Genomic DNA, 20,444 nt, shown 5'->3' with positions numbered 1-20,444 from the left:
CGACTCTTCCTCCTGGCTCAACGGACAAAATATATTCTATCTACTCTGCGCGATTTGGCGAGCACTTCGCGCCGGATTTCTCAACCCGTCGGGTACGCCGCCGCGGCCAGCCCCGCGCCGCCGGCCCGGAAGGCGCCCGGCGCGTGCACCACGCAGTCCTGCACGTACTCGGCCAGCCCCTCGTCGCCGTACTCCCGGCCCCACCCCGAGCGCTTGATGCCGCCGAACGGCGCCCGCAGCGCCATCCCGGTGCGGTTGTGGGTGTTGACGAAGGTGAACCCGGCCTCCAGACGGGCCGCGACGGCGAACGCGCGCTCCTCGTCGGCCGACCACACCGAGGCGCCCAGCCCGAGCTCGCCGGCGTTGGCGCGGGCGATCGCCTCCTCGATGCCGTCGTAGCCGAGCACCGGCAGCACCGGCCCGAACTGCTCGGCTGCGACCACCGGCGCCTCCTCGGCGACGCCGGTGAGCAGCACCGGCGCCACGAAGTGGCCCCGGGACAGGTCGGTGCCCGGGTCGACGGTGCCCAGCGGCACGCTGGTCGCGCCGGCCGCGACCGCGTCGGCGACCAGGCCCTCGACCCGGCGAGCGGACGCGGCGGTCACCACCGGCCCCATGCTGACGCCCGGCGCCAGCGGGTCCCCGACGCGCAGCACCCGGCCCGCCGCGGCCCGCAGCCCCTCGACCACCTCACCCAGCCGGGCGGACGGGACGTAGAGCCGCTTGACCGCCATGCAGACCTGGCCGCTGGTCGCGAACGCCGCCATCAGCAGCCGCTCGTAGGCGGCGTCGTCCAGGTCGGCGTCCTCGAGCAGCACGGCCGGGTCGTTGCCGCCCAGCTCCAGCACGCTCGGCGTCAGCGAACGGCCGGCCAGGCCGGCGATCGCGCGTCCGGCGCCTTCGCCGCCGGTGAAGGCGACGCGACGCACGTCGGGATGGCCGACCAGCGCCGTCGCGGTCGGAGCGTCTCCGTGCACCACCCGCAGCACCGGCTCCGGGAGGGCGGTCGCCATCGTGGCCAGCATCCGCTCCACGCCGAACGGCGCCAGCGGCGAGGGCTTGACCACCACGGCGTTGCCCGCGACCAGCGCCGGCGCGACCTTCAGCGCGGCGAGGATCACCGGCGCGTTCCAGGGCGTGACCGCGCCGACCACGCCGTAGGGACGCCGCCGCACGACCAGGCGGCCCCGCTCGTCGTCCTCGACGCGGTCGGCCAGCAGCGACGGTCCGCGTTCGGCGTACCAGCGCAGGACGGTGGTCGCGAAACCCACCTCGCCGCGCGAGTCGGCGAGCGGCTTCCCCGTCTCCCGGGCGACCAGCCGGGCCAGGTCGTCGAGGGTCGGCTCGAGCGCGTCCGCGGCCGCGGCCACGAGGTGCGCCCGCTCCTGCGGCGCCCGGGCGGCCCACGCGCGCTGCGCGGCATCGGCCTCGCGCACCGTCGCGTCGACCGCGGCCTCGTCGTGGTGCTGGACCACGCCGACGACCTCGTCGGTGCGGGCCGGGTTCTCCCGAACGCTGGTCACGGCGCCGGTCACGGTGCTCGTCACGGGGCTGGTCGGTGGGCTGGTCACGGGGCTGGTCGGTGGGGCGCTGGTCACGCCCCGGCCCCGTCGAGCACTGGCTCGCGGCCCGGCCGCAGCGAGTCGATCATCGAGGTCCGCAGCAGGTGCCGGCGGTGCGCGTCCGGGTCCGCGGCCAGCGCCCGGAGCTCGGCGTGGTGCGCGGCGCGCGCCGTCTCGTCGGTCTCGCGCAGCTGCTTCCAGTTGTCGTGGGTGATGGTCTTGACGTAGGAGCGGGCCACGTCGCGGCGGGCGGCCAGCACCTCGTCCAGCCGGGCGAGCGCCGCCTCGGCGGCCGGTCCGTCGGACGGGTCGACCGCGAGCAGCTCGGCCAGGGCGCCGGCGGAGAGCACCGCGTCGTGGATGCCGCTGTTCATGCCCATCCCGCCGAGCGGGTTGTTCACGTGTGCGGCGTCGCCGACCAGCAGCACCCGACCGCCGCGGAACCGGTCCGCGACCCGCTGGTGCACGCGGTAGAGCGAGGAGTGCAGCAGGGCCCACTCGCGGCCGAGGTCGGCGACGCCGGCCAGCCGCTGCTGGACCCGGACGGGGTCGACCTCGACCTCGTCCGGGCTGTCCGGGTCGGTCGGGAAGAGGATCCGCCAGTGCTCCGGCGTGCGCAGCAGCACCAGCCACTCGGTCGGGTCGAAGACGTAGTTGACCGCGGCGATGCCGGGCAGCGCGGCGGTCAGGTCCTCGGTGGTGGAGACCACCAGGAAGCGCTCGGGGTAGGTCATCCCCTCGAACTCGGCGCCGATCTGCTTGCGCACCACCGAGCTGGCGCCGTCGGCACCGATCACCCAGTCCGCGTGGAAGGTCTCCCCCGACGCCGTGGTCACGCTCGCTCCCCCGGCGGGTGCGTCGAGGTCCTGCTCGACGGCGACCACCGGCTGGTCGAACTCGATCCGGAACCCGTCGAGGCCGCGCAGCGCCTCGAGCAGGATCGGCGTCAGCTTGCTCTGCTCGCACTGCACCCGGAACGGGTACGGCGTGTCGCCGGCCAGGGCGCCCAGGTCGAGCTCCGCGATCGGCCCGGTCACCCGGTCGCGGTACTGGAACGTCGTGGAGGTGATCCCCCGCTCGATGAGCGTCGGCAGCACGCCGAGCTCGTCCAGCATCTCCAGGCTCGGCGGGTGGAACGTCGAGGCGCGCGACTCCGCGGCCAGGCCGGGACCGGCCTCCAGCACCGTCACCCTCGCCCCGGCTCGGGCCAGGACGAGGGCCGCGGTCAGCCCCACCGGGCCCGCGCCCACCACGATCACCGCACCGCCGGCTGCCTTCGTCATCGCCTGCACCTGTCTCTCTCGTCGTTCCTCATCGGCCCGGGTGGCTCGCGCCTGCACCCGCGGCGGCGTACGTCTGCTCGGCGGCCAGGAGCTCGGGCAGCCCGACCAGCCCGGTCAGCTCGCCCCACCCGATCCGCTCCACCGGCGCCGCGTGCCCGCCCTCGAGCACGGCGACCACGGCCCGGCGCACCGCCGCGGCGGCGGCCAGCAGGGCCGAGACCGGGTGGATCACCAGCCGGACGCCGACCGCGGCCAGCGCCGCGTCGTCGGGACCGGCCTCGACCGGTCCACCGGCCTCGGAGCGGTTGTAGACCTGCGGCACCGGCCGGCCGTCGGCGGTCAGCGCCGCGGCCACCGCGGCCAGGTCACCGAGACCGGCGCCCTCCACGAAGACCGCGTCCGCGCCCGCCTCGGCGAACGCCCGGCAGCGCTGCACCACGGCCTCGCGGCCGAGCACCGACAGCGCGTCGGTGCGGGCCACGACCACCAGTCCGGTGTCGGCCTCCACCGCGGCCCGGACCCGGCCTGCCGCCTCGTCGAGGCCGACCACCTCCTTGCCGCCGAGGTGGCCGCAGCGCTTCGGCGCGACCTGGTCCTCCAGGTGCAGCCCGGCGATCCCGGCGGCGGCGTACTCGCGCGCGGTGTGCGCGGCCTGCAGCGCGTTGCCGTACCCGGTGTCGGCGTCGGCCAGCACCGGTACGCCGGCCAGCGGGCCGCGCAGGGAGGCGGCACGCCGCGCGATGTCGGTGCCGTGCACGAAGCCGAGGTCGGGGAGCCCGAGGTCGACCGCCGAGACCGTCGCCCCGGAGAGGCAGACCGCTGGCGCCCCGGCGGCCGCCGCGATCGCCGCGGAGACCGCGTCGAAGACGCCGGGCAGGCGCGCGGGCGTGGTGCCGCCCAGGAGCGCGCGGAGCCGCTGCGGACCGGTGCCCGTCGGAACGGTCGGGTCGCTCGTGGTCGGGTCGTCCGGGCGGGGAGCCGCGCTCATCGACCGTGCAGCGAGTAGCCGCCCTCGACCCCCACGACCCGGGCGCCGGTGAAGATCCGGATGGTCTCCACGGTGCCCTCCTCGCCCATGCCGGACAGGCCCCAGGCCGGTCGCGGGGTCATCAGGTGCAGGCTCATGATGGTCGAGCCGTTGACCTTGACCTCGCCCGCGCGGATCCGGCGGGCCACGGCGAGCGCGGCGTCGGTGTCGGTGCCGACCACGTAGCCCTCGAGGCCGAACGGCGTGCCGTTGGCCAGCGCCACGGCCTCCTCGACGTCGTCGTACACGTGCACCGTCGCGACCGGGCCGAAGACCTCGTGCACCGCGGCCTCGGCGGGGACCTCGGTGAGCAGCGTCGGCGCCAGGAAGTTGCCGGGGCCGCCGGGCAGCGGGGTGCTGGTGTGCACCGTGCCGCCGGCGACGCGCCGCTCCTCGATGTCGGCGCGCAGCCGCGCCAGGTGGCCGGAGTGCACGATCGGGCCGAGCTCGGTGGCCGGGTCGAGCGGGTCGCCCACGGTGAGCGTCGCCAGGCGCTCGCCGATCCCGGCCAGCACCTCGTCCGCGAGCCCGCGCGGCAGCACCAGCCGACCGAGCGCGCGGCACCACTGGCCGTTGAGCGTGGTCAGCAGGTCGGCGGCGTGCCGGGCGGCGGCGGCCGGGTCGGCGTCCGGCAGCACCACGAGCGGGTTGTTGCCGCCGAGCTCGAGCTGGAGCGCGGTGAAGTTCGCGGCGCAGGCGCCGGCGATCTCCCGGCCGCCACGCAGGCCGCCGGTGAAGGAGACGGCCCGGATCCGCGGGGCGGTGACGAGCGCGCCCCCGACCGCGGGGCCGCCGTGCAGCAGCTGGAAGGTGCCGGGCGCGACACCCTCGGCGGTGAGCACCTCGTCGACCACGCGGGCCAGCGCGGTGGTGCCCCACGGCGCGTACTCGCTGGGCTTGAGCAGCGTCGGCGCCCCGGCGGCCAGCGAGCTGGCGATCTTGTGCGCGGCCATCGGCGCCGGCGCGTTCCACGGCACCAGGCTCAACGCGGGCCCGAGCGGGAGCCGGTGCACCTCCACGGGGTTGCCGTGCTCGCCGGTGACGGTGCTGGCCAGCACCCCGTCGCGCAGCATCTGCGCGGCCAGGTGGAAGGCGCCCGGGACGATCACGGCGACGATGCCAGTCTGCGCGATCGGCACGCCGGTGGCGAACGCCTCCAGCGCCGCCAGCCGGGGCAGCTCCTCGGCGAGGCGGACCCCGACGGCGTCCAGGATCTCCGCGCGTCGCTCCGGCGTCGTACCGCTCCAGGAGCCGGCGCGGTGCACGCGGTCGGCGGCCGCCAGCGCGGCCTCGACCGCGTCGGCGCCGCTGGCGACGGCGGTCCCCACCTGGGTACCCAGGTAGGGGTCCTCCAGCACCAGGTCGAGCGTGTCGGCCGGGGTCGACCAGGCGCCGTCGACGAGCTGCTCGAGCGCCGGTAGCGCGAGGCCGGCGCGCGCGGCCGCGAGACCGGGAGCGGTCACCGCCTCGGTCATCGCGACCCGCCCATCGAGTCGCGGGTGGTGAGGCCGGCCCAGCCCTGCTGCTCGACGATGGTCTTGGCCAGGTCGAGGCGGCCGCGCTCGGCGGGGAACGCCTGGACCAGGCCCATCGCAGTGTCGCGGACGGCGCGGCCGATCTCGTTCTCCATCAGGGCACCCGACGTGCCGCACATCTTCATCGCGGTGGTGGCGACGGTGAAGGCGTGCTCGCAGATGGCGCCCTTCGCCAGTCTCCAGCTCGCCACCACGTCCTCCTTCGGCAGGATCGGCGGGTCGCTCGCCTCCAGGTCGATCTGGCGGCGCAGCCACAGGTGGGCCTCGCCGAGAGCGGACTCGCCATCGCCGATCATCACCTGATGCATCGGGCTGGACGCGATCGGCTTGCCGGTGTCGGCGAATTTCGCGGCCATCGTGCGTGCCATCGCGTAGTCCCAGACCCCGCGCGCGACGCCGGCGTAGATGGCGGCGATCGCGACCTGGTTGCCGACCCAGGAGCCACGCGACATCGTGGTGGCGCTGGTGAAGCCGCCCGGGACGGCGAGCGCCTCGTCATCGGGCACGAAGCAGTTCTCCAGGACCAGGCCGAAGTTGTCCGAGGCGCGCATGCCGAGCCCCCGCCAGGGCGCACGGGGCCGGGAGCCCTCGCTGTCGCGGGCGACGAAGAACAGGCCCAGGCCATCGATGCCCGCCACGTCGTCGCGGGCGGCGGTGACCAGGTAGTAGTCAGCGGTCCCGGACAGGCAGCCGAAGGACTTCTCGCCGTTGAGCAGCCAGCCGCCCTCGACCTTGGTCGCGGTGGTGGAGATCAGCACGTTCGCGTTGGAGGCCTTGACCGCCTCGCTCGCGAAGTTGCCCATCAGCTTCTGCTCGGTGCCCATCCGGTGCAGCACCTTCTCGGCGAAGGCGCGGATCTCGGGGACGTCGCCCTCGGCGTAGAGGCCGGCATCGATCGCGGCCAACGGCAGCAGGCCTCGCGAGGAGGCCGAGCAGTGGAAGAAGAACGAGAGCGCCGTCGAGCCGCAGACGGTGCCCAGCGCGTAGGTCGTCGCGGCCAGGTCGCGGAGCCCGCCGCCGAGGCCGCCGTACTCCTCGGGGACGACCAGGCCCAGCAGGCCCGCGTCCGCGAAGAGCTTGGCGTGGCCCTCGGGGAAGGCGGCGGTGACGTCCGCCTCCTCGGCCGCGGCCGCCACGGCCGGGAGGATCGACTCCACCCGCGCCTGGCGCTCGCGCTCGGCGTCGCTGAGGTCAGGCAGCAGGTACTCGGCGGTCAGCTTCTCAGTCATCCTGCGGCTCCTAGGATCTCGGCGGCATCGGTCGATGCAGCAGCGGGTACAGCGGCGCGCTCGGCGGCTGCGCCGACCCGCCGGGGCACGGTGCGCACCTGGCGGGCAAGGTCGTCGACGGCGGCGGCGTCGACCCCGACGCCGACCTCGAGCTCGGTGAGGAGCCGGATCAGGTCCTCGGTGGCCACGGAGGCGTCGAGGCCGGCGAGGGTGGCGTCGAAGTGCCGGACACCGCTCTTCAGGGCGGTGATCGCCTTGACCAGCCCGAGCCGGTCGCGGTCGTGCAGGCCGACGCGGACCTGCGACGGTCGGGCCAGCGCCACGACCTCCTGCAGGAGCGATCGCACCTGCAGCGGGGTCGCGCGGCCGGCGATGTCGGGCAGCGCGATCTCCGCGACGCCGGCACGGGAGAGAGCGCAGACGGCGGCGAGGACGCTGTCGAGCCGCTCGTCGGCGAACGGGTCCGCGAGCAGCACGGCGCAGCGCTCCGCGATGCCGTCGACCGCCTCGAGGACCCGCGCGAGGTCCTCGGGGTCACCGGGGTCCACCTCGAGCTCGACGGTGCCCAGCCCCGCCCCGAGGGCGAGGTCGGCCTGGGCCCGGTCGCCGACCAGGGCGCTGGAGAGCGGCTGCGGACCGCCGGGCGCCAGGACGGCGACGTCGTCGGTGGCGGAGGTCAGGTCGGCCACCCGGACCCGGATGCCGGCGTCGCCGACACCGGCGGCGACGAGCGCGGCCTGGTCGGCCGCCCCACGTGCCGCCAGCCCGGCGACCACGCCGCCGTCGGCGAGCGTGGCGGCGTCCGGCAGCACGTCGGCCACCTGCCCCCAGTTGCGGGAGTGGAAGAGCAGCGGCGCGGTGCGGCCCGCGGAGCGTCCGGCGACGACCTCGCCGACGAAGATCGTGTGGTCCCCGCCCGGATAGGCGTGCACCACGCGGCAGTCGAACCAGCCGAGCGCGGAGTCGAGCAGCGGCACGCCGGTCTCGGCGGTCGTCCAGCTCTCGCCGGCGAACCGGTCCTCGAGGTCCCCGCTCATGCCCGCGAACCGGCGACCGATCTCAGCCTGGTCCTTGGCCAGCACGCTGATCCCGAAGATCCCGCTGCGGGAGACGAGCTCGTGGCTGTAGAGCGTCTTGGTCAGGCAGATCGAGACCAGCGGCGGGTCCAGGCTGACGCTGGCGAAGGAGCTGGCCGTCATCCCGTGCCGGACACCGTCGGGGCCGAGCGTCGTCACCACGGTGACCCCGCTCGGCCACTGGGCCATGACGTCCCGGAACGTCGTCGGATCGATCATCAGCACCTCCTTGTTGCAAAGAATATACGATATCTACTCTGCTTGGGGAGGGGTTCGGCGGGACGAGTCGCCGAAAAAACTCGGCGGGAATATATGATCGGGGTGTTCTACGGAGCATCCGCCTGGGACTCCCGCCACCGGCGGGACCGGATGCACGGGTCGGCGGCACCGCCGCCAGCCCGCCGAACGCCACCAGAGGGGAATCCGAATGAGCCCACGAAGCGCCACCGCCGGCGTACGACCCATCGCTCACCACTCGCTGGTCGACCGGGTCACCGACGAGCTGCACCGGGCGATCCTCAACGGCGACCTCGCACCGGGCTCGACCGTCTCCATCGTCGATCTGTGCGAGCGATTCGACATCAGCCACATCCCCGTCCGCGAGGCGCTGCGCCGCCTCGAGAGCGAAGGCGTCATCGAGCTCCGGCCCGGGCGCTCGGCGCTGGTCGCCACGGTGACCACCGAGGAGCTGCGCAACATCTACCACCTGCGCAAGCTGATCGAGTCCGACCTCTGCCGCCGCGCCGGCGCGACCATCACCGAGGAGCGGCTCGCCGACGCCGAGGAGGCGCTCGCCGAGTACGTCGGCATCGAGCGCGAGCCGGCCGCCCTGGCCGCGAAGCACCACGCGTTCCACGAGGCGATGCTGCTCGACGAGATCGGGCCGGCCGACGCCAACGTGCTGCGCGTGCTCTGGAAGGCCTCGGACCGCTACCTGCACCTGCTGATGGGCGAGCTCGACCACGCCCCCGAGACCCAGCAGGGCCGGATCGACGAGCACCGCCACCTGCTCGACCTGGCGCGGGACCACAAGGTCGAGGAGCTCACCGCCGCCTGGGTGGCCCACCTGGAGAGCACCGAGAACGCACTCGTCGCCGCGCTGGCCGCCCACGAGGCCGAGGAGTCGGCGACCGCCGGCTGAGCACGGGCACCGAGCACGCTGCAGGGGCGGCACCCGACCGGGTGCCGCCCCTGCTGCTGTTCCGCCGGCCTCAGTCCCGGACGAGCACCGCGGTCAGCGCCGAGGCCAGGTGCCACGGACGGCCGTCGACCACGTCGGTGCCACGGCTGACGAAGCGGTTCGTCGCGCACACCGGCCGCAGGGTCGCGACGGTCACCCCGACCCGCGCGGGCACGGGGTCGGGACGGCTGATCACGCCCTGGAACGGGCCCGACCACTCGCCCCACAGCGTGAAGTCCGCCGAGAGCGGGATCAGCGCGCCCGCGCCGTGCTCGGGGTGCGGCCGGGAGGCCACGGCCAGGTTCAGCCGGTTCTCCGCGGCCCGCTCGAGCAGCATCAGGTCGACATCGTGGCGCTCGGCGACCGAGAACGGCACCGCGACCACGTCGGCGTCGGCCAGCGCGACGAGCCGGAAGGTCTCCGGATAGAGCGCGTCGTCGCCGACGACCACCGCCAGCCGACCCCACGGGGTGGTCAGCACGCCGATCCCGTCCGCGCCACCGGCCTCTCCACCGGCCTCTCCCCCGGACGCCGCCTGGGCCGCGCCGCGGCCGTGCAGCTGGGGCTGGACGTGCTCGACGCCGTCGGCCGAGACGACCAGGCCGACGTGGGCGCCCGCGTCGTCGACCACCGAGGTGACGACGCGGGTCGTCGTACCGGTCAGCAGGGGGGCGATGTCGACCGCCCCCAGCCCGGCGCGCTCGGGCAGCACCACCAGGTCGGCGCCGGCAGCCACGGCCTCGGCGAGCAGGGCGGGGAGCTCGGCGTCGCCGGACCCGACGCTCGGGGTGAGCACCGCGGCGCGGATCTCGTCGGCGCCGGCAGGGGCCGTGCGGCCGCGCGGCGCCTCGGCGATCGGACCGTAGAGGTCGGGGCGACGCGACGCGATCACGTCGGTGCCGTCGGGGCGTGACTTGTCGTCGGCCAGGGTGACGTCGATGTCGGCGACCACGACCGCCTCGCCGGTGCGCGGAGCGACCGCGACCACCGTTCCGTCGGGCGCCACGATCTGGCTCTCCCCCGCGCCGTGCAGCCGATCGACCGGCACCCCGACGCGCTCGGCGACCGCCTCGATGCTGTGCGCGGGCACCAGCGGCCCCACCTTGTTGGCGGCGACCACCCAGACCTTGTTCTCCACCGCGCGGACCGGGACGTGCAGCGAGGCCTCGTCCAGGGCGAAGGAGTTGAGGCTGTTGAGCAGCACCTGGGCGCCCTCGACGGCCAGCATCCGCGGCGTCTCGTAGATGACGCCGTCCATGCAGGAGTAGAGCCCCAGCCGACCGACCGGCGTGTCGACCGGCGCGATCCGGTCCACGGCGGGGTCGATGTGGTCGCGCTCGGAGCCCATCAGCACCTGCTTGTCGCTGACCGCGAGCACCGATCCGTCGGGGCCGAGCAGCACGTTGCTGCCGCCGACCCGGCCGTCCTCGCGGAGCAGGGTGCAGTTCACCATCAGGTAGATGCCGTGCTCGGCCGCCGCGGCGGCGAGGCTGCGCACGAACTCACCGTCCAGTCGCTGCGCGTGCCGGCGGGCGTGCTCGCGGTCGGCGTACCACGAGACGTGGTTGCCGAACTCCGGCAGCACGACGACCTCGGCGCCGGCCTCGACGGCCCGCCCGACCATCCGCAGCGCCGTCGCGAGATTCTCCGCGACGTCCTCACCTACGGCGTACTGCACTGCTGCGACCCGGAGCAACGCGACCTCCCAATTTCGTATATCTTGTACGATCCGTAGCCTAACCCGACGACGACCCCCAGCACAGGAGTCTCCCGTGACGGACACGCAACCCGACCCCGAATCCGTCGACATCGCGGTCGCCTCGACGTCGGGCACCGCCGTGCTGACGGTCCACGCGCGCGGCGGCGAGCGCCCGGTGGACCTCGACCGCGACCCGCCGTTCGGCTGGTGGCCGGCGATCGCGATCGCCCTCGTCGCCTTCATCGACCGGGTCGAGATCAACCTCATCGCCGGCGCGCTACCGGCCATCCAGGACCACTTCGGGTTCAGCGACACCGTCGCGGGCGCGATCCCGACCGCCGCCGCCATCGCGGGCGCGGCCCTGCTCCTCCCCGCCGGCCGGCTGGCCGACCGCGCGCCCCGGGTCGCCACCGTGGTGGTCGTGGTCCTGATCTGGTCGCTGTGCTCGGTGCTCAGCGGCCTGGCCACCACCTTCGTGATGTTCTTCCTGGTCCGGATCGCGATCGGCGGGGCCGGCCAGCTGTACAACCCGCCCGCCTCCAGCCTGATCGCCGACTACTACCCCAGCAGCGCCCGCGGCAAGGCATTCGGGTTCGAGCGGGCCGGCTACTACATGGGCCTGCCGGCCGGCGTGATCATCGGCGGCGCGGTGGCCGAGGCGCTCGACTGGCGCGCGGTCTTCTTCATCGCCGCGGCCCCCGGCCTGGTGATCGCGGCGCTGATGGCCACCGTCAAGGAGCCCGTACGCGGGCTCGGCGACCGGATCGACCGGCTGCGGGGCGCCGCGTCGGCGGGCGGCGCGGCCGACGCGGAGGCCGTCCTGTCGCACGCACCCGCCCACGACCTGCGCGGCTCGATCATCTCCGACGCCCGGCGGCTGCTCGGGATCCCGACCCTGCGCGGGGTGATCGCGGCACAGGCGCTGCTCTCGCTGGGCGTGGCCGGCATCTTCTACTGGCTGCCCACGTTCCTGGAGCGCACCGAGAACCTCGGGTACGACGCCGCGTCCGGCCTCGCGGGCGGCGTCGGCGGCACCGGCATCGTCGTCGGCATCCTGCTCGGCAGCCGGCTCGGCGACCGGCGGACCGTCGGCGGCTGGCGGATCCGCGTCGCCGGCGTGTTCCTGACCGCGGGCACGGTCGGCCTGACCGGTGCGGTGCTGCTGCCCGGCGTACCGGTGCGGGTCGGCATGATCGCCATCGCCTGCGCCGGGTTCGCCGGCGCGATCCCCAACCTCACCGCCGCGGCCGCCGACGTGGTCCCGATGACCAGCCGCGGCATGGGCTTCGCACTGCTGCAGTTCCTGACCACGCTCGGCGGCGCCTTCGGGCCGTTCCTGATCGGCTTCCTCTCGGACCTGCTGGACTCGCTGCCGCTGGCCATGCTCGGCCTGCTGCCGCCGCTCTTCCTGGCGATCGGCGTGCTGGCCCGGGCGCGGTCCGCCTACGACGCGGACCTGGCCGCCACCCGATAGCGCGAGTGGGTGGGAAGCACCGCCCGAGTCGGTCGGAAAGACCCCTCGAGACGGTGGAAAGCGCCCCTCGAGTTGGCCGTATCGACCAACTCGAGGGGCGCTTTCCACCCACTCGGGCGGGGCTAACCACCCACTCGCGACGTGGGGTCAGGCCCAGGTGTGGATGATCGCGAGACCCTCGACGGCGGGAGCCGCGGTACCGGCGGGGACGAAGGCCCACTGCCGGGCGTCGGGCCACAGCACGTCGACGTCGACCTCGAACACGCGGCCGGCGGCCCCCGCGAGCACCTCGACGGTGCCGACCAGGCCGGGGCGCGCGGAGCGGGTGGCACCGTCGGCGAGCTCCAGGCCGGTGATCGCACCGGCGTCGTCGGCCTCGCCGTCCTCCCACCCTCCGCCGGCGCCGGAGAACCAGACGACCGCGCGGGTGCCGTCGGCGGTGGAGGTGGCCGACCGGGTGGCCTTGGGCTCGACGACCAGCATCCGGGTCGCGTCACCGACGAGGCCGCTGAGCCGCAGCTCGCCCTCGAGGACCACCATCTCCTCGCCCGCCGGCTGGTTGCCCACCGCGGCGCGCGTCCACCCGTCGGGGAAGCGGACCATCACGGTCCGGGTGCCACGATCGGCGTCGGCGCGCAGCAGCGCGATCCGGGCCGGCTCGTCGGCGCCGGCGATGTGGTGCTCGACCCAGGTCAGGTCGGTGGCGTCCAGGTCGACGGTGAGCACGGCGTCGTTCATGGTCTCGGTCATCGGGCTGCTCCCTGCTCCTTGAGGTAGGTGAGGATCTCGGACTCGGCCAGCACGTCGGCGTACTTGGCGTCGAGGTCGAAGAGGTTCTGCTCGTGGGCGGCGGCCTCGCGGTCGCCGCAGGCCTCGCGGACCACCAGCGGCCGGAAGCCGTGCTGCAGGGCGTCCAGCGCGGTGGCGCGCACGCAGCCGCTGGTGGAGAAGCCGAGCACCACCGCGGTGTCCACCCCGCGGGCGCGCAGCGAGGAGGCGAGCGAGGTGCCGAAGAACGCCGAGGCGTACTGCTTGGTCACCACCAGCTCGCCGGGCAGCGGCGCGGGCGCGGCCGGGAAGTCGCCGTACGGCGAGCCCGCCTCGAACGCGACCAGTCCGGGCACCTTGACCGCGAACCAGCCGGCGTCGGCCGCGCCGGGCGCGAGCACCACCTGGGTGAAGACGACCGGGTGCCCGGCGGAGCGGGCGGCCTCGACGACCCGCTCGGCGCTGGCCCGGGCCGCCTCGAACCGGCCCTCGCCGTCGGCGAAGGGGCCGTCGCCGAGGTAGGCCTCGCAGACGTCCACCACCACCACGGCCGGGTGGGCGCCGCCGCCGACGCGCCCGAGGAAGCCGGCGCCGCTGTAGTCGTCGGCCCGCTCGACCGCCGCACCCACGCTGTCGCTCATCGGGCTCAGATGACGCCGCGCTCGACCAGGTCGGCGCGCCGCTCGGGGTCGACCCCGAGCAGGTCGCCGTAAACCTCGTCGTTGTGCTCACCCAGGGCGGGTCCGGTCCACCGGATCGAACCGGGCGTGCCCGACATCTTGGGCACCACGTTCTGCATCGCCAGCGACCCGAAGGTCGGGTCGGGCACGCGGACGATCGCCTCGCGGGCCTCGAAGTGCGGGTCGGTGAGCATGTCGGCGGCCTTGTAGATCCGGCCGGCGGGCACGCCGCCCTCGTGCAGCAGCGCGAGCAGGGCGTCGGCGTCGTACTTCGCGGTCCACACGCCGATGTAGTCGTCGAGCTCGGCCTGGTGCTCGCCGCGGCCGGCGTGGCCGGCGTACCGGGAGCCTGCGGCGGCGAGCTCCGGCTCCCCCATCAGCTCGGCGAGCCGGGCGAAGACGGAGTCCTGGTTGGCCGCGATCAGGATCAGCTGGCCGTCGGCGGTCGGGTAGACGTTGCTGGGCGCCACGTTGGGCAGTACGGCGCCGGTGCGCTCGCGCTGGTAGCCCTGCACGTCCCACTCGGTGACGGTGCTCTCCATCATCGCCAGCACCGCCTCGTAGATGGCGCTGTCGACGACCTGGCCCTCGCCGGTCACGTCGCGGTGCCGCACCGCCGCCAGCGCGCCGATGCAGGCGTGCATCGCGGCCAGCGAGTCGCCGATCGAGATGCCGGTGCGGGAGGGCTGCCGGTCCGGCTCGCCGGTGATGTAGCGCAGGCCGCCCATCGCCTCACCGATCGAGCCGTAGCCCGCGCGGGAGGAGTAGGGCCCCGTCTGCCCGTAGCCGCTGACCCGGACCAGGATGATCCGCGGGTTGACCACACGCAGCCGCTCGTAGGAGAGGTTCCACTTCTCCATGGTCCCGGGGCGGAAGTTCTCGATCACGATGTCGGCGCCGCGGACGAGCTCCAGGAAGAGCTCCTGGCCCTCGACCTCGCGCAGGTTGAGCGTCACCGAGCGCTTGTTGCGGCCGACCACCGGCCACCACAGGTACGAGCCGTCGGACTTCTCCCGGCCCCACTGACGCATCGGGTCGCCCACCTTCGGCGGCTCGACCTTGATCACGTCCGCTCCCTGGTCGCCCATCAGCGTCGCGGCGAACGGACCGGCCAGCAACTGGCCCGCCTCGATCACACGCAGACCCGCCAGTGCCCCACCCTCGTGCATCGCAGTCATGCTGTGATCATATATCCGATACGATGTGTCCGAGAAGATCCCCGGAGAAATGGAACGCCCCGTGAGCACCCAGTCCCCCGACGCAGCCGGCAGCGCCATCGAGATCGTCGAGGTCGCGCCCCGCGACGGCCTCCAGAACGAGCGCCGCCTGCTGCCCACGGCGACCAAGGTCGAGCTGGTACGACGGAGCGTGGCCGCCGGGCTGCGGCGGGTCGAGGTGACCGCGTTCGCCCGCCCCGACCGGGTGCCGCAGATGGCCGACGCCGAGGACGTGCTCGCCGAGCTGCGCGACGAGCCGGGCCTGCGCCGGATCGGGCTCGTGCTCAACCGGCGCGGCCTGGACCGCGCGCTGGCCGCCGGCTGCGACGAGGTGACCGTCGTGGTGGTCGCCTCCGACGGCCTGGCGCTGCGCAACCAGGGGGCCGACACCGCCGCCCAGGTCGCCGCCTGGACCGAGATCGCCGCCGCAGCCCGCGAGGCCGGGATCCCCGCCACGGTGATGATCGCGGCCGCCTTCGGCTGCCCGTTCGACGGCGAGGTGCCCGCCGCGCGGGTGCTCGAGGTCGCGCGGGGCTGCCTGGCCGGCGGCCCGGCCGAGCTGGCGATCGCCGACACGATCGGCGTCGGCGTACCGGCCCAGGTCACCGAGATCGTGGCCGGCCTGCGCGCGCTCGACGCCACCGTGCCGCTCCGCGCGCACTTCCACAACACCCGCAACACCGGCTACGCCAATGCGGTCGCCGCGGTGGCCGCCGGGGTGAGCGCGCTGGACGCCTCGACCGGCGGCATCGGCGGCTGCCCGTTCGCGCCGGGCGCCACCGGCAACATCGCCACCGAGGACCTGCTCTACCTGCTGGACCGCTCCGGCGTCGCGGTGCGCTCCGACCGCCCCGAGGGCGGACCACTGGACGCCTCCGCGATCGCGGCCACCGGCACCTGGATCGCCGACGAGCTCGGCCTCCCCCAGGCACCGGCGATGCTCGGCCGCGCCGGCGGCTTCCCGACCCCCGCGTCCGCCCCTGCCTGACCGGACGCCCGCCCCACCCCCGAACGACACCGAGGAGACGCCATGGCCATCCACCCCGGCGGAGCACCGCTCTCGATCGTCAGCGGACTGCGCGAGTTCGCGCACGCCACCCCCGACGCGTTCGCGGTCCTCGACGGCGAGCGGCGCCTCACCTTCGCCGAGGTGGACGAGCGCGCGAGCCGCTGGGGACGGCACCTGCTCGACTCCGGGCTGCGCACGGGCGAGCGCGTCGCCGTGCTGCTCGGCAACCGCGCCGAGTACCCCGAGGTCGCGGCCGGGATCGCCAAGGCCGGCCTGGTGATGGTGCCCCTCAACCCGCGACTCACCCCGGCCGAGGCGGGCTTCATCCTCGGCCACAGCGGCGCCCGCGCCCTGGTGCTCGACGCGGCCCTGGCCCCCGTCGTCACCGAGGCGATCGCTCCCGGCGGACCGGGCGCGGCGGTGGCGGACCGGCTGACCGCGATCGGCGACTCCGGCCTCCGCGGTGCGGTCGACTACGAGACGGCGCTCGCCGCGGCGGGGGCGAGCGACCCGGCCGTGGTCGTCGACGAGCGGGACCCGTTCTGCATCACCTACACCTCCGGCACGACCGGGCGCCCCAAGGGCGTGCTGATCTCCCACCGCAGCCGGGCCCTGACCTTCACCATGAGCGCGCTGGAGTGGCGCCTGGGCACCGGGCGGGTCTCGGCGGCGGTGGCGCCGATGTACCACGGGGCCGGGTTCGCGTTCGGCTACGCGCCCGTCTACACCGGCGGCACCGTCACGATGCTCCGCAAGTGGGACCCGGCGGACTTCCTGGACCTGGTCGAGCGCGACGGCGTGCAGTCGGCGTTCCTGGTGCCGACCCACGCCCACGGGCTGCGCGCACTGGGCCCCGAGGCGCTGGCCGCCCGGGACCTGTCCAGCCTGGACACGCTCTACTTCAACGCCGCCGCACTCCCCTGGGCACTGAAGCAGTGGGTGATGGAGGCCTTCCCCGGCCGCGACGTGCACGAGCTGTACGGCTCCACCGAGTCCGGGATCATCACCAACCTGCGCCCGAGCCACATGCGCAGCCGGCCCGGCTCGGTCGGCCACCCGTGGTTCCACACCGAGGTCAGGATCGTCGACGAGGCCGGCGAGCCGGTGCCGCCGGGCGAGCCGGGCGAGCTGTTCAGCCGCTCGCCGTACCTGATGAACGGCTACCTCGACGACCCCGACGCGACCGCGGCCTGCACCACCGAGGACGGCTTCGTCACCTGCGGCGACATCGCGGTGCGCGACGCGGACGGCTTCATCTCGATCGTGGACCGCAAGAAGGACCTGATCATCTCGGGCGGCACCAACATCTACCCGCGCGAGATCGAGGAGGCGCTCGCCGGCCACCCGTCGGTGCTGGAGAGCGCCGTGGTCGGCGAGGCGGACGAGGCGTGGGGCGAGACCGTCGTGGCCCACGTCGTGCTCCGCGACGGGCAGGCGCTGGACGCCACGGCCCTGGAGGCGCACTGCCGAGGCGTGCTGGCCGGCTACAAGATCCCGCGCCGCTGGTACGTCGCCGCCGCACTGCCGCGCAACGCCGGCGGCAAGGTCGTCAAGCGCGACCTGGCGCCCCCGGCCTGACCCTTCTCGCCCGGGGCGACCGGAACCGCGGCCGCGGGAATTACCGGTACACCCTGTACACATTAGGTCCGGATATCATATATTCAGGGCTCACCACTGCTACCCCCGGAGGACTACGTTGCGACCTCACGTCGAGCTCATCCAGGAAGACGACTACGTCTGGCACGGCGCCGAGCTGCCCGGCGGCGAGGGCCGCGCCAGCGAGCGCCGTCTCTCCGTCGACGAGGAGGACGGCTCCTCCTCGCTCCGCGTCGACTTCCACACCGACTGGGGCCGCGGCCCGGGCATCCACCACGCCAACACCGAGTACTACGTGCTCGAGGGCGAGATCGACTACGGGGGCGTGCGGATCGGCAAGGGCGGCTACGTCTACGCGCCGAAGGGCGTGCCCACCGACTACATCAAGGTCGCCGAGGGCTCGAAGCTCCTGCACTACCGCGAGTACGGCGACGCCGGGTTCGACGCCGTCGACTCCCTCGGCGGCGCCACCGCGTGGGCCGACGCCCGCGAGGACGTCATCGTCATCGACTCCGACGCGATGAAGTGGGACGCCGTGCCCAACCCGGGCCCGATGCCCGGGCTGTTCATCAAGTACCTGCACGTCGACCCGGTCACCGGCTTCTACACCCGCCTGGTGCACGCCCAGGAGGGCTGGTCGGACCACCGCCTCGCGCACCACCCGTGCTACGAGGAGGCCTACACCACGCAGGGCCACATGGAGTACAACTTCGGCACCCTGGACCTGGGCACCTACTTCTTCCGCCCGGCGCGGGTGAAGCACGGACACTTCACCACGATGGAGGGCGGCGCCACCTGGCTGCTGCGCTCCGACGGCGAGCTGAAGAACTGGTACACCCAGAACGAGTGGGTGCGCTGGGGCGGCGACGGCGTCAACTACACCGCCGAGGGCCTGGACGAGGAGCCGCACCCGCCGACCCGCTGGTCGTCCTCGACCCACGACCTGGCGACGCCGTGGCGCACCGAGGAGGACATGCGCCAGATGAACGCCGCCTGGCAGTTCCAGGTCGACCAGGGCCAGCAGAACTCCCCGGTCAAGCACCAGGGCACCGGCGCGGACCCGTCGGTCCTGGCCTTCATGAAGGCGATGGACGCGGCGCAGCTCCAGGGCGGCCACGGGCACGAGCACGACCACTCGCACGACCACGACCACGACCACGACCACGACCACTCGCACGACCACGACCACGACCACTCCCACGAGGGGGCCGAGCCCGCCCGCGAGGTCATCGACCTCGACTGGGGCTGGAGCGGCCGCGCCGTCGAGCACCCCGACGAGCGCACCGGCGAGCACGCCCACAACTGGGGCACCCGTGTCGCCTGGAAGGACGGCGACCCGATCCCGGCCCCGATCATCTCCAGCCTGCCCGTCCGCAGCCGCTCGCGCGGCCGCTGGGACGGCGACGGGATGTGACGAGCGGTCCCATGGAGGCTGTCCACGGTTTCAACGGGCACAGCGTCGCGGTGCTCCTGCACGTCGTTCTCTTCGCCTACTGGCTGGGCGGGGACGTCGGCGTGTACTACGCCAGTCGCTACATCCTGAGGTCCGACCTCGGACCGGAGGCGCGGGCGGTCTCGACGAAGATCATGCACGGCGTCGACATCGCGCCGCGGGTCTCGCTGGTGCTCTTCCTGCCCAGCGGGATCACCCTGATGGCGTGGGGGCCGCTCGGGGACGAGTTCTTCGTCCACGGATGGCTGCTCGCGCTGGTCTGGGTCGCCGGGCTCGCCTGGCTGGCGGTGTCGCTGATCGACTACCGCGGCGGGGACACCCCGATGGCACGCCTCTCCCAGAAGGCGGACCTGGCGGTCCGCTACGCGCTCAGCGCGGGCCTGGTCGTCGCCGGGGTCTACACGCTGGCGGTGGCGGAGCCGTTCGGGGTGGACACCAACCCGAAGTGGTTGGGCGCGAAGGTGATCGCCTACGGCCTGTGCATCTTCAGCGGCGTGATGATCCGACGCCAGCTGCTGCCGTTCGGACCGGCCTTCGGGCACCTGGTCACGAGCGGATCCACCCCCGAGGTGGAGCGGGCGATCCTCGGCTCCATCCGGCGGTGCGAGCCGTGGGTCTACTCGATCTGGACGCTGGTCCTGGTCGCGGCGGCGCTGGGTGTGATCAAGCCCGGGTCCACCGCCTTCTGACGCCTGCGCGCATGGTCCGCGGCCGCCGCTCTCCGCGGCGGCCGCGGTCGTGCTCTGCGGCGCGCACACCGACCCCGCGACGCGGCAGCGGCGGCGCGCCGGAGTCGACCGCGGCGGTCAGGACGCGGGGCCGACCACCGCGGGGCCGTCGGGACGACCCCACTCGCTCCACGAGCCGTCGTACACAGTGATGTCGGAGACGCCGCTGAGGTGCGCGGCGAGGGCGATGCCGCAGGCGGTGACACCCGACCCGCAGGTGGTGACGATGCGGTCCGCCCCCGCCCGGGCCCGCGCGACCAGGGCCGCCAGCTCGGCAGGACCGCGCAGGTGGCCATCGACGACCAGGTCGGTCAGCGGCAGCGACCGGGCACCGGGCATGTGACCTCCGCGCAGCCCCGGCCGGGGCTCGGGCGCCGCACCCTCGAACCGATCCCGGGAGCGGGCGTCGAGCACCGCGACACCAGGGTCGGCGAGCAGCGCGAGCACCTGCTCCTGGTCGACGAAGGCGCTCGGCTCGGGGCGCGCGACGAAGTCGCCCTCGGCGCCGGGCACCTCACCCAGCGCAGCCACGGGGAACCCCCGCGAGATCCAGCCCGGCAGCCCGCCGTCCAGCACCGCGACGCGGTCGTGCCCCATCGCGCGGAACATCCACCAGGCCCGCGGGCTGGAGTAGATCCCGGCGGCGTCGTACACCACCACGAGCGAGTCGGCGTCGACCCCGAGCCTGCGCACCCGAGCCTGGAACAGGTCCGGCTCGATCATGGTGTGCGGCACCGGCACGTCGGCCCGGGAGAACTCCCCGTCGATGTCGAACGTCCGGGCCCCGGGGATGCCGTCGGCGTGACGGCGGTACGGGTCGATGCTGGCGTCGAGCACGACCAGGTCGTCCCGGCCGGCGCCCAGCTGCTCGTGCAGCCACCGGGCCGTGACCACTGCGCTGACCTCAGCCTCCATGCGGGCAGTCTGC

At 74.1% G+C, this 20,444-nt stretch carries 17 protein-coding genes; 6 read left to right on the top strand and 11 right to left on the bottom strand.

Annotated features, from left to right (window positions below; translation table 11 throughout):
- Positions 1-80: 80 nt before the first annotated feature.
- Genes E8D34_RS07060 through E8D34_RS07035 form a run of 6 tightly spaced genes read right to left on the bottom strand, consistent with a single transcriptional unit; the run spans position 81 to position 7,931 of the window.
- Positions 81-1,547: an aldehyde dehydrogenase family protein gene (locus E8D34_RS07060; RefSeq protein ID WP_206056590.1), complete on the bottom strand. Its 1,467-nt coding sequence runs from the start codon at positions 1,545-1,547 to the stop codon at positions 81-83.
- A 47-nt stretch (positions 1,548-1,594) separates the two neighbouring features.
- On the bottom strand, positions 1,595-2,845 hold the full coding sequence (locus E8D34_RS07055; protein WP_136593905.1) for an NAD(P)/FAD-dependent oxidoreductase: 1,251 nt from the start codon (positions 2,843-2,845) through the stop codon (positions 1,595-1,597).
- Between the two features lie 28 nt (positions 2,846-2,873).
- Positions 2,874-3,833 carry an isocitrate lyase/phosphoenolpyruvate mutase family protein gene (locus E8D34_RS07050; RefSeq protein ID WP_136593904.1) on the bottom strand — a complete coding sequence of 320 codons (960 nt, stop codon included), beginning with the start codon at positions 3,831-3,833 and terminating at the stop codon, positions 2,874-2,876.
- On the bottom strand, positions 3,830-5,347 hold the full coding sequence (locus E8D34_RS07045; RefSeq protein ID WP_136593903.1) for an aldehyde dehydrogenase family protein: 1,518 nt from the start codon (positions 5,345-5,347) through the stop codon (positions 3,830-3,832). The genes E8D34_RS07050 and E8D34_RS07045 overlap by 4 nt, the downstream gene beginning before the upstream one ends.
- Complete coding sequence (locus E8D34_RS07040; RefSeq protein WP_136593902.1) at positions 5,344-6,636, bottom strand: acyl-CoA dehydrogenase family protein; 1,293 nt, start codon at positions 6,634-6,636, stop codon at positions 5,344-5,346. The genes E8D34_RS07045 and E8D34_RS07040 overlap by 4 nt, the downstream gene beginning before the upstream one ends.
- Positions 6,633-7,931 carry a flavin reductase gene (locus E8D34_RS07035; protein ID WP_136593901.1) on the bottom strand — a complete coding sequence of 433 codons (1,299 nt, stop codon included), beginning with the start codon at positions 7,929-7,931 and terminating at the stop codon, positions 6,633-6,635. Before E8D34_RS07035 ends, E8D34_RS07040 begins: the two co-directional genes overlap by 4 nt.
- Positions 7,932-8,139: 208 nt before the next feature.
- Here E8D34_RS07035 and E8D34_RS07030 point away from each other — a divergent pair, with 208 nt between their 5' ends.
- Positions 8,140-8,853, top strand: coding sequence for a GntR family transcriptional regulator (locus E8D34_RS07030; protein WP_136593900.1), 714 nt, complete (start codon positions 8,140-8,142; stop codon positions 8,851-8,853).
- 70 nt (positions 8,854-8,923) lie between these two features.
- Here the strand turns inward: E8D34_RS07030 and E8D34_RS07025 are convergent, their stop codons facing one another.
- Positions 8,924-10,570: a nitrilase-related carbon-nitrogen hydrolase gene (locus E8D34_RS07025; protein ID WP_206056589.1), complete on the bottom strand. Its 1,647-nt coding sequence runs from the start codon at positions 10,568-10,570 to the stop codon at positions 8,924-8,926.
- A gap of 94 nt (positions 10,571-10,664) precedes the next feature.
- Between E8D34_RS07025 and E8D34_RS07020 the strand changes: the two genes are divergently transcribed.
- Positions 10,665-12,065 carry an MFS transporter gene (locus E8D34_RS07020; protein ID WP_168929359.1) on the top strand — a complete coding sequence of 467 codons (1,401 nt, stop codon included), beginning with the start codon at positions 10,665-10,667 and terminating at the stop codon, positions 12,063-12,065.
- Positions 12,066-12,212: 147 nt separating this feature from the next.
- On the opposite strand, the gene E8D34_RS07015 is transcribed toward E8D34_RS07020, so the two are convergent.
- The 3 genes from E8D34_RS07015 to E8D34_RS07005 are packed head-to-tail and all read right to left on the bottom strand — an operon-like array spanning position 12,213 to position 14,691.
- Complete coding sequence (locus E8D34_RS07015) at positions 12,213-12,815, bottom strand: DUF4437 domain-containing protein (RefSeq protein ID WP_136593897.1); 603 nt, start codon at positions 12,813-12,815, stop codon at positions 12,213-12,215.
- On the bottom strand, positions 12,812-13,474 hold the full coding sequence (locus E8D34_RS07010) for an isochorismatase family protein (protein ID WP_136593896.1): 663 nt from the start codon (positions 13,472-13,474) through the stop codon (positions 12,812-12,814). Before E8D34_RS07010 ends, E8D34_RS07015 begins: the two co-directional genes overlap by 4 nt.
- A gap of 5 nt (positions 13,475-13,479) precedes the next feature.
- A complete protein-coding gene (locus E8D34_RS07005) occupies positions 13,480-14,691 on the bottom strand; it encodes a CoA transferase (protein WP_168929358.1) in 1,212 nt (403 codons plus the stop codon).
- A gap of 61 nt (positions 14,692-14,752) precedes the next feature.
- Between E8D34_RS07005 and E8D34_RS07000 the strand changes: the two genes are divergently transcribed.
- The 4 genes from E8D34_RS07000 (at position 14,753) to E8D34_RS06985 (ending at position 19,477) form a co-directional block, all read left to right on the top strand.
- The gene (locus E8D34_RS07000) at positions 14,753-15,718 is read left to right on the top strand and encodes a hydroxymethylglutaryl-CoA lyase (RefSeq protein ID WP_206056588.1); all 966 of its coding nucleotides are present in this window, start codon (positions 14,753-14,755) and stop codon (positions 15,716-15,718) included.
- A 42-nt stretch (positions 15,719-15,760) separates the two neighbouring features.
- On the top strand, positions 15,761-17,317 hold the full coding sequence (locus E8D34_RS06995) for an AMP-binding protein (protein ID WP_136593894.1): 1,557 nt from the start codon (positions 15,761-15,763) through the stop codon (positions 17,315-17,317).
- A gap of 118 nt (positions 17,318-17,435) precedes the next feature.
- On the top strand, positions 17,436-18,749 hold the full coding sequence (locus E8D34_RS06990) for a DUF4437 domain-containing protein (RefSeq protein ID WP_136593893.1): 1,314 nt from the start codon (positions 17,436-17,438) through the stop codon (positions 18,747-18,749).
- 11 nt (positions 18,750-18,760) lie between these two features.
- The gene (locus tag E8D34_RS06985) at positions 18,761-19,477 is read left to right on the top strand and encodes a hypothetical protein (protein ID WP_136593892.1); all 717 of its coding nucleotides are present in this window, start codon (positions 18,761-18,763) and stop codon (positions 19,475-19,477) included.
- A 117-nt stretch (positions 19,478-19,594) separates the two neighbouring features.
- On the opposite strand, the gene E8D34_RS06980 is transcribed toward E8D34_RS06985, so the two are convergent.
- Positions 19,595-20,431 (bottom strand): sulfurtransferase, encoded by an 837-nt coding sequence (locus tag E8D34_RS06980; RefSeq protein ID WP_136593891.1) that lies wholly within the window; start codon positions 20,429-20,431, stop codon positions 19,595-19,597.
- Positions 20,432-20,444: the final 13 nt, after the last annotated feature.

This window comes from Nocardioides sp. GY 10113, from assembly GCF_004919105.1.
Classification (GTDB): domain Bacteria; phylum Actinomycetota; class Actinomycetes; order Propionibacteriales; family Nocardioidaceae; genus Nocardioides.
This window is presented reverse-complemented; position numbering and strand designations above follow the sequence as displayed.

Coding starts and splice junctions, on each gene's coding strand:
- E8D34_RS07045 (WP_136593903.1), bottom strand. CDS start 5,347: ATGACCGAGGCGGTGACCGCTCCCGGTCTCGCGGCCGCGCGCGCCGGC.
- E8D34_RS07040 (WP_136593902.1), bottom strand. CDS start 6,636: ATGACTGAGAAGCTGACCGCCGAGTACCTGCTGCCTGACCTCAGCGAC.
- E8D34_RS06995 (WP_136593894.1), top strand. CDS start 15,761: ATGGCCATCCACCCCGGCGGAGCACCGCTCTCGATCGTCAGCGGACTG.
- E8D34_RS07015 (WP_136593897.1), bottom strand. CDS start 12,815: ATGACCGAGACCATGAACGACGCCGTGCTCACCGTCGACCTGGACGCC.
- E8D34_RS07055 (WP_136593905.1), bottom strand. CDS start 2,845: ATGACGAAGGCAGCCGGCGGTGCGGTGATCGTGGTGGGCGCGGGCCCG.
- E8D34_RS06980 (WP_136593891.1), bottom strand. CDS start 20,431: ATGGAGGCTGAGGTCAGCGCAGTGGTCACGGCCCGGTGGCTGCACGAG.
- E8D34_RS07010 (WP_136593896.1), bottom strand. CDS start 13,474: ATGAGCGACAGCGTGGGTGCGGCGGTCGAGCGGGCCGACGACTACAGC.
- E8D34_RS07035 (WP_136593901.1), bottom strand. CDS start 7,931: ATGATCGATCCGACGACGTTCCGGGACGTCATGGCCCAGTGGCCGAGC.
- E8D34_RS07005 (WP_168929358.1), bottom strand. CDS start 14,691: ATGACTGCGATGCACGAGGGTGGGGCACTGGCGGGTCTGCGTGTGATC.
- E8D34_RS07030 (WP_136593900.1), top strand. CDS start 8,140: ATGAGCCCACGAAGCGCCACCGCCGGCGTACGACCCATCGCTCACCAC.
- E8D34_RS06985 (WP_136593892.1), top strand. CDS start 18,761: ATGGAGGCTGTCCACGGTTTCAACGGGCACAGCGTCGCGGTGCTCCTG.
- E8D34_RS07050 (WP_136593904.1), bottom strand. CDS start 3,833: ATGAGCGCGGCTCCCCGCCCGGACGACCCGACCACGAGCGACCCGACC.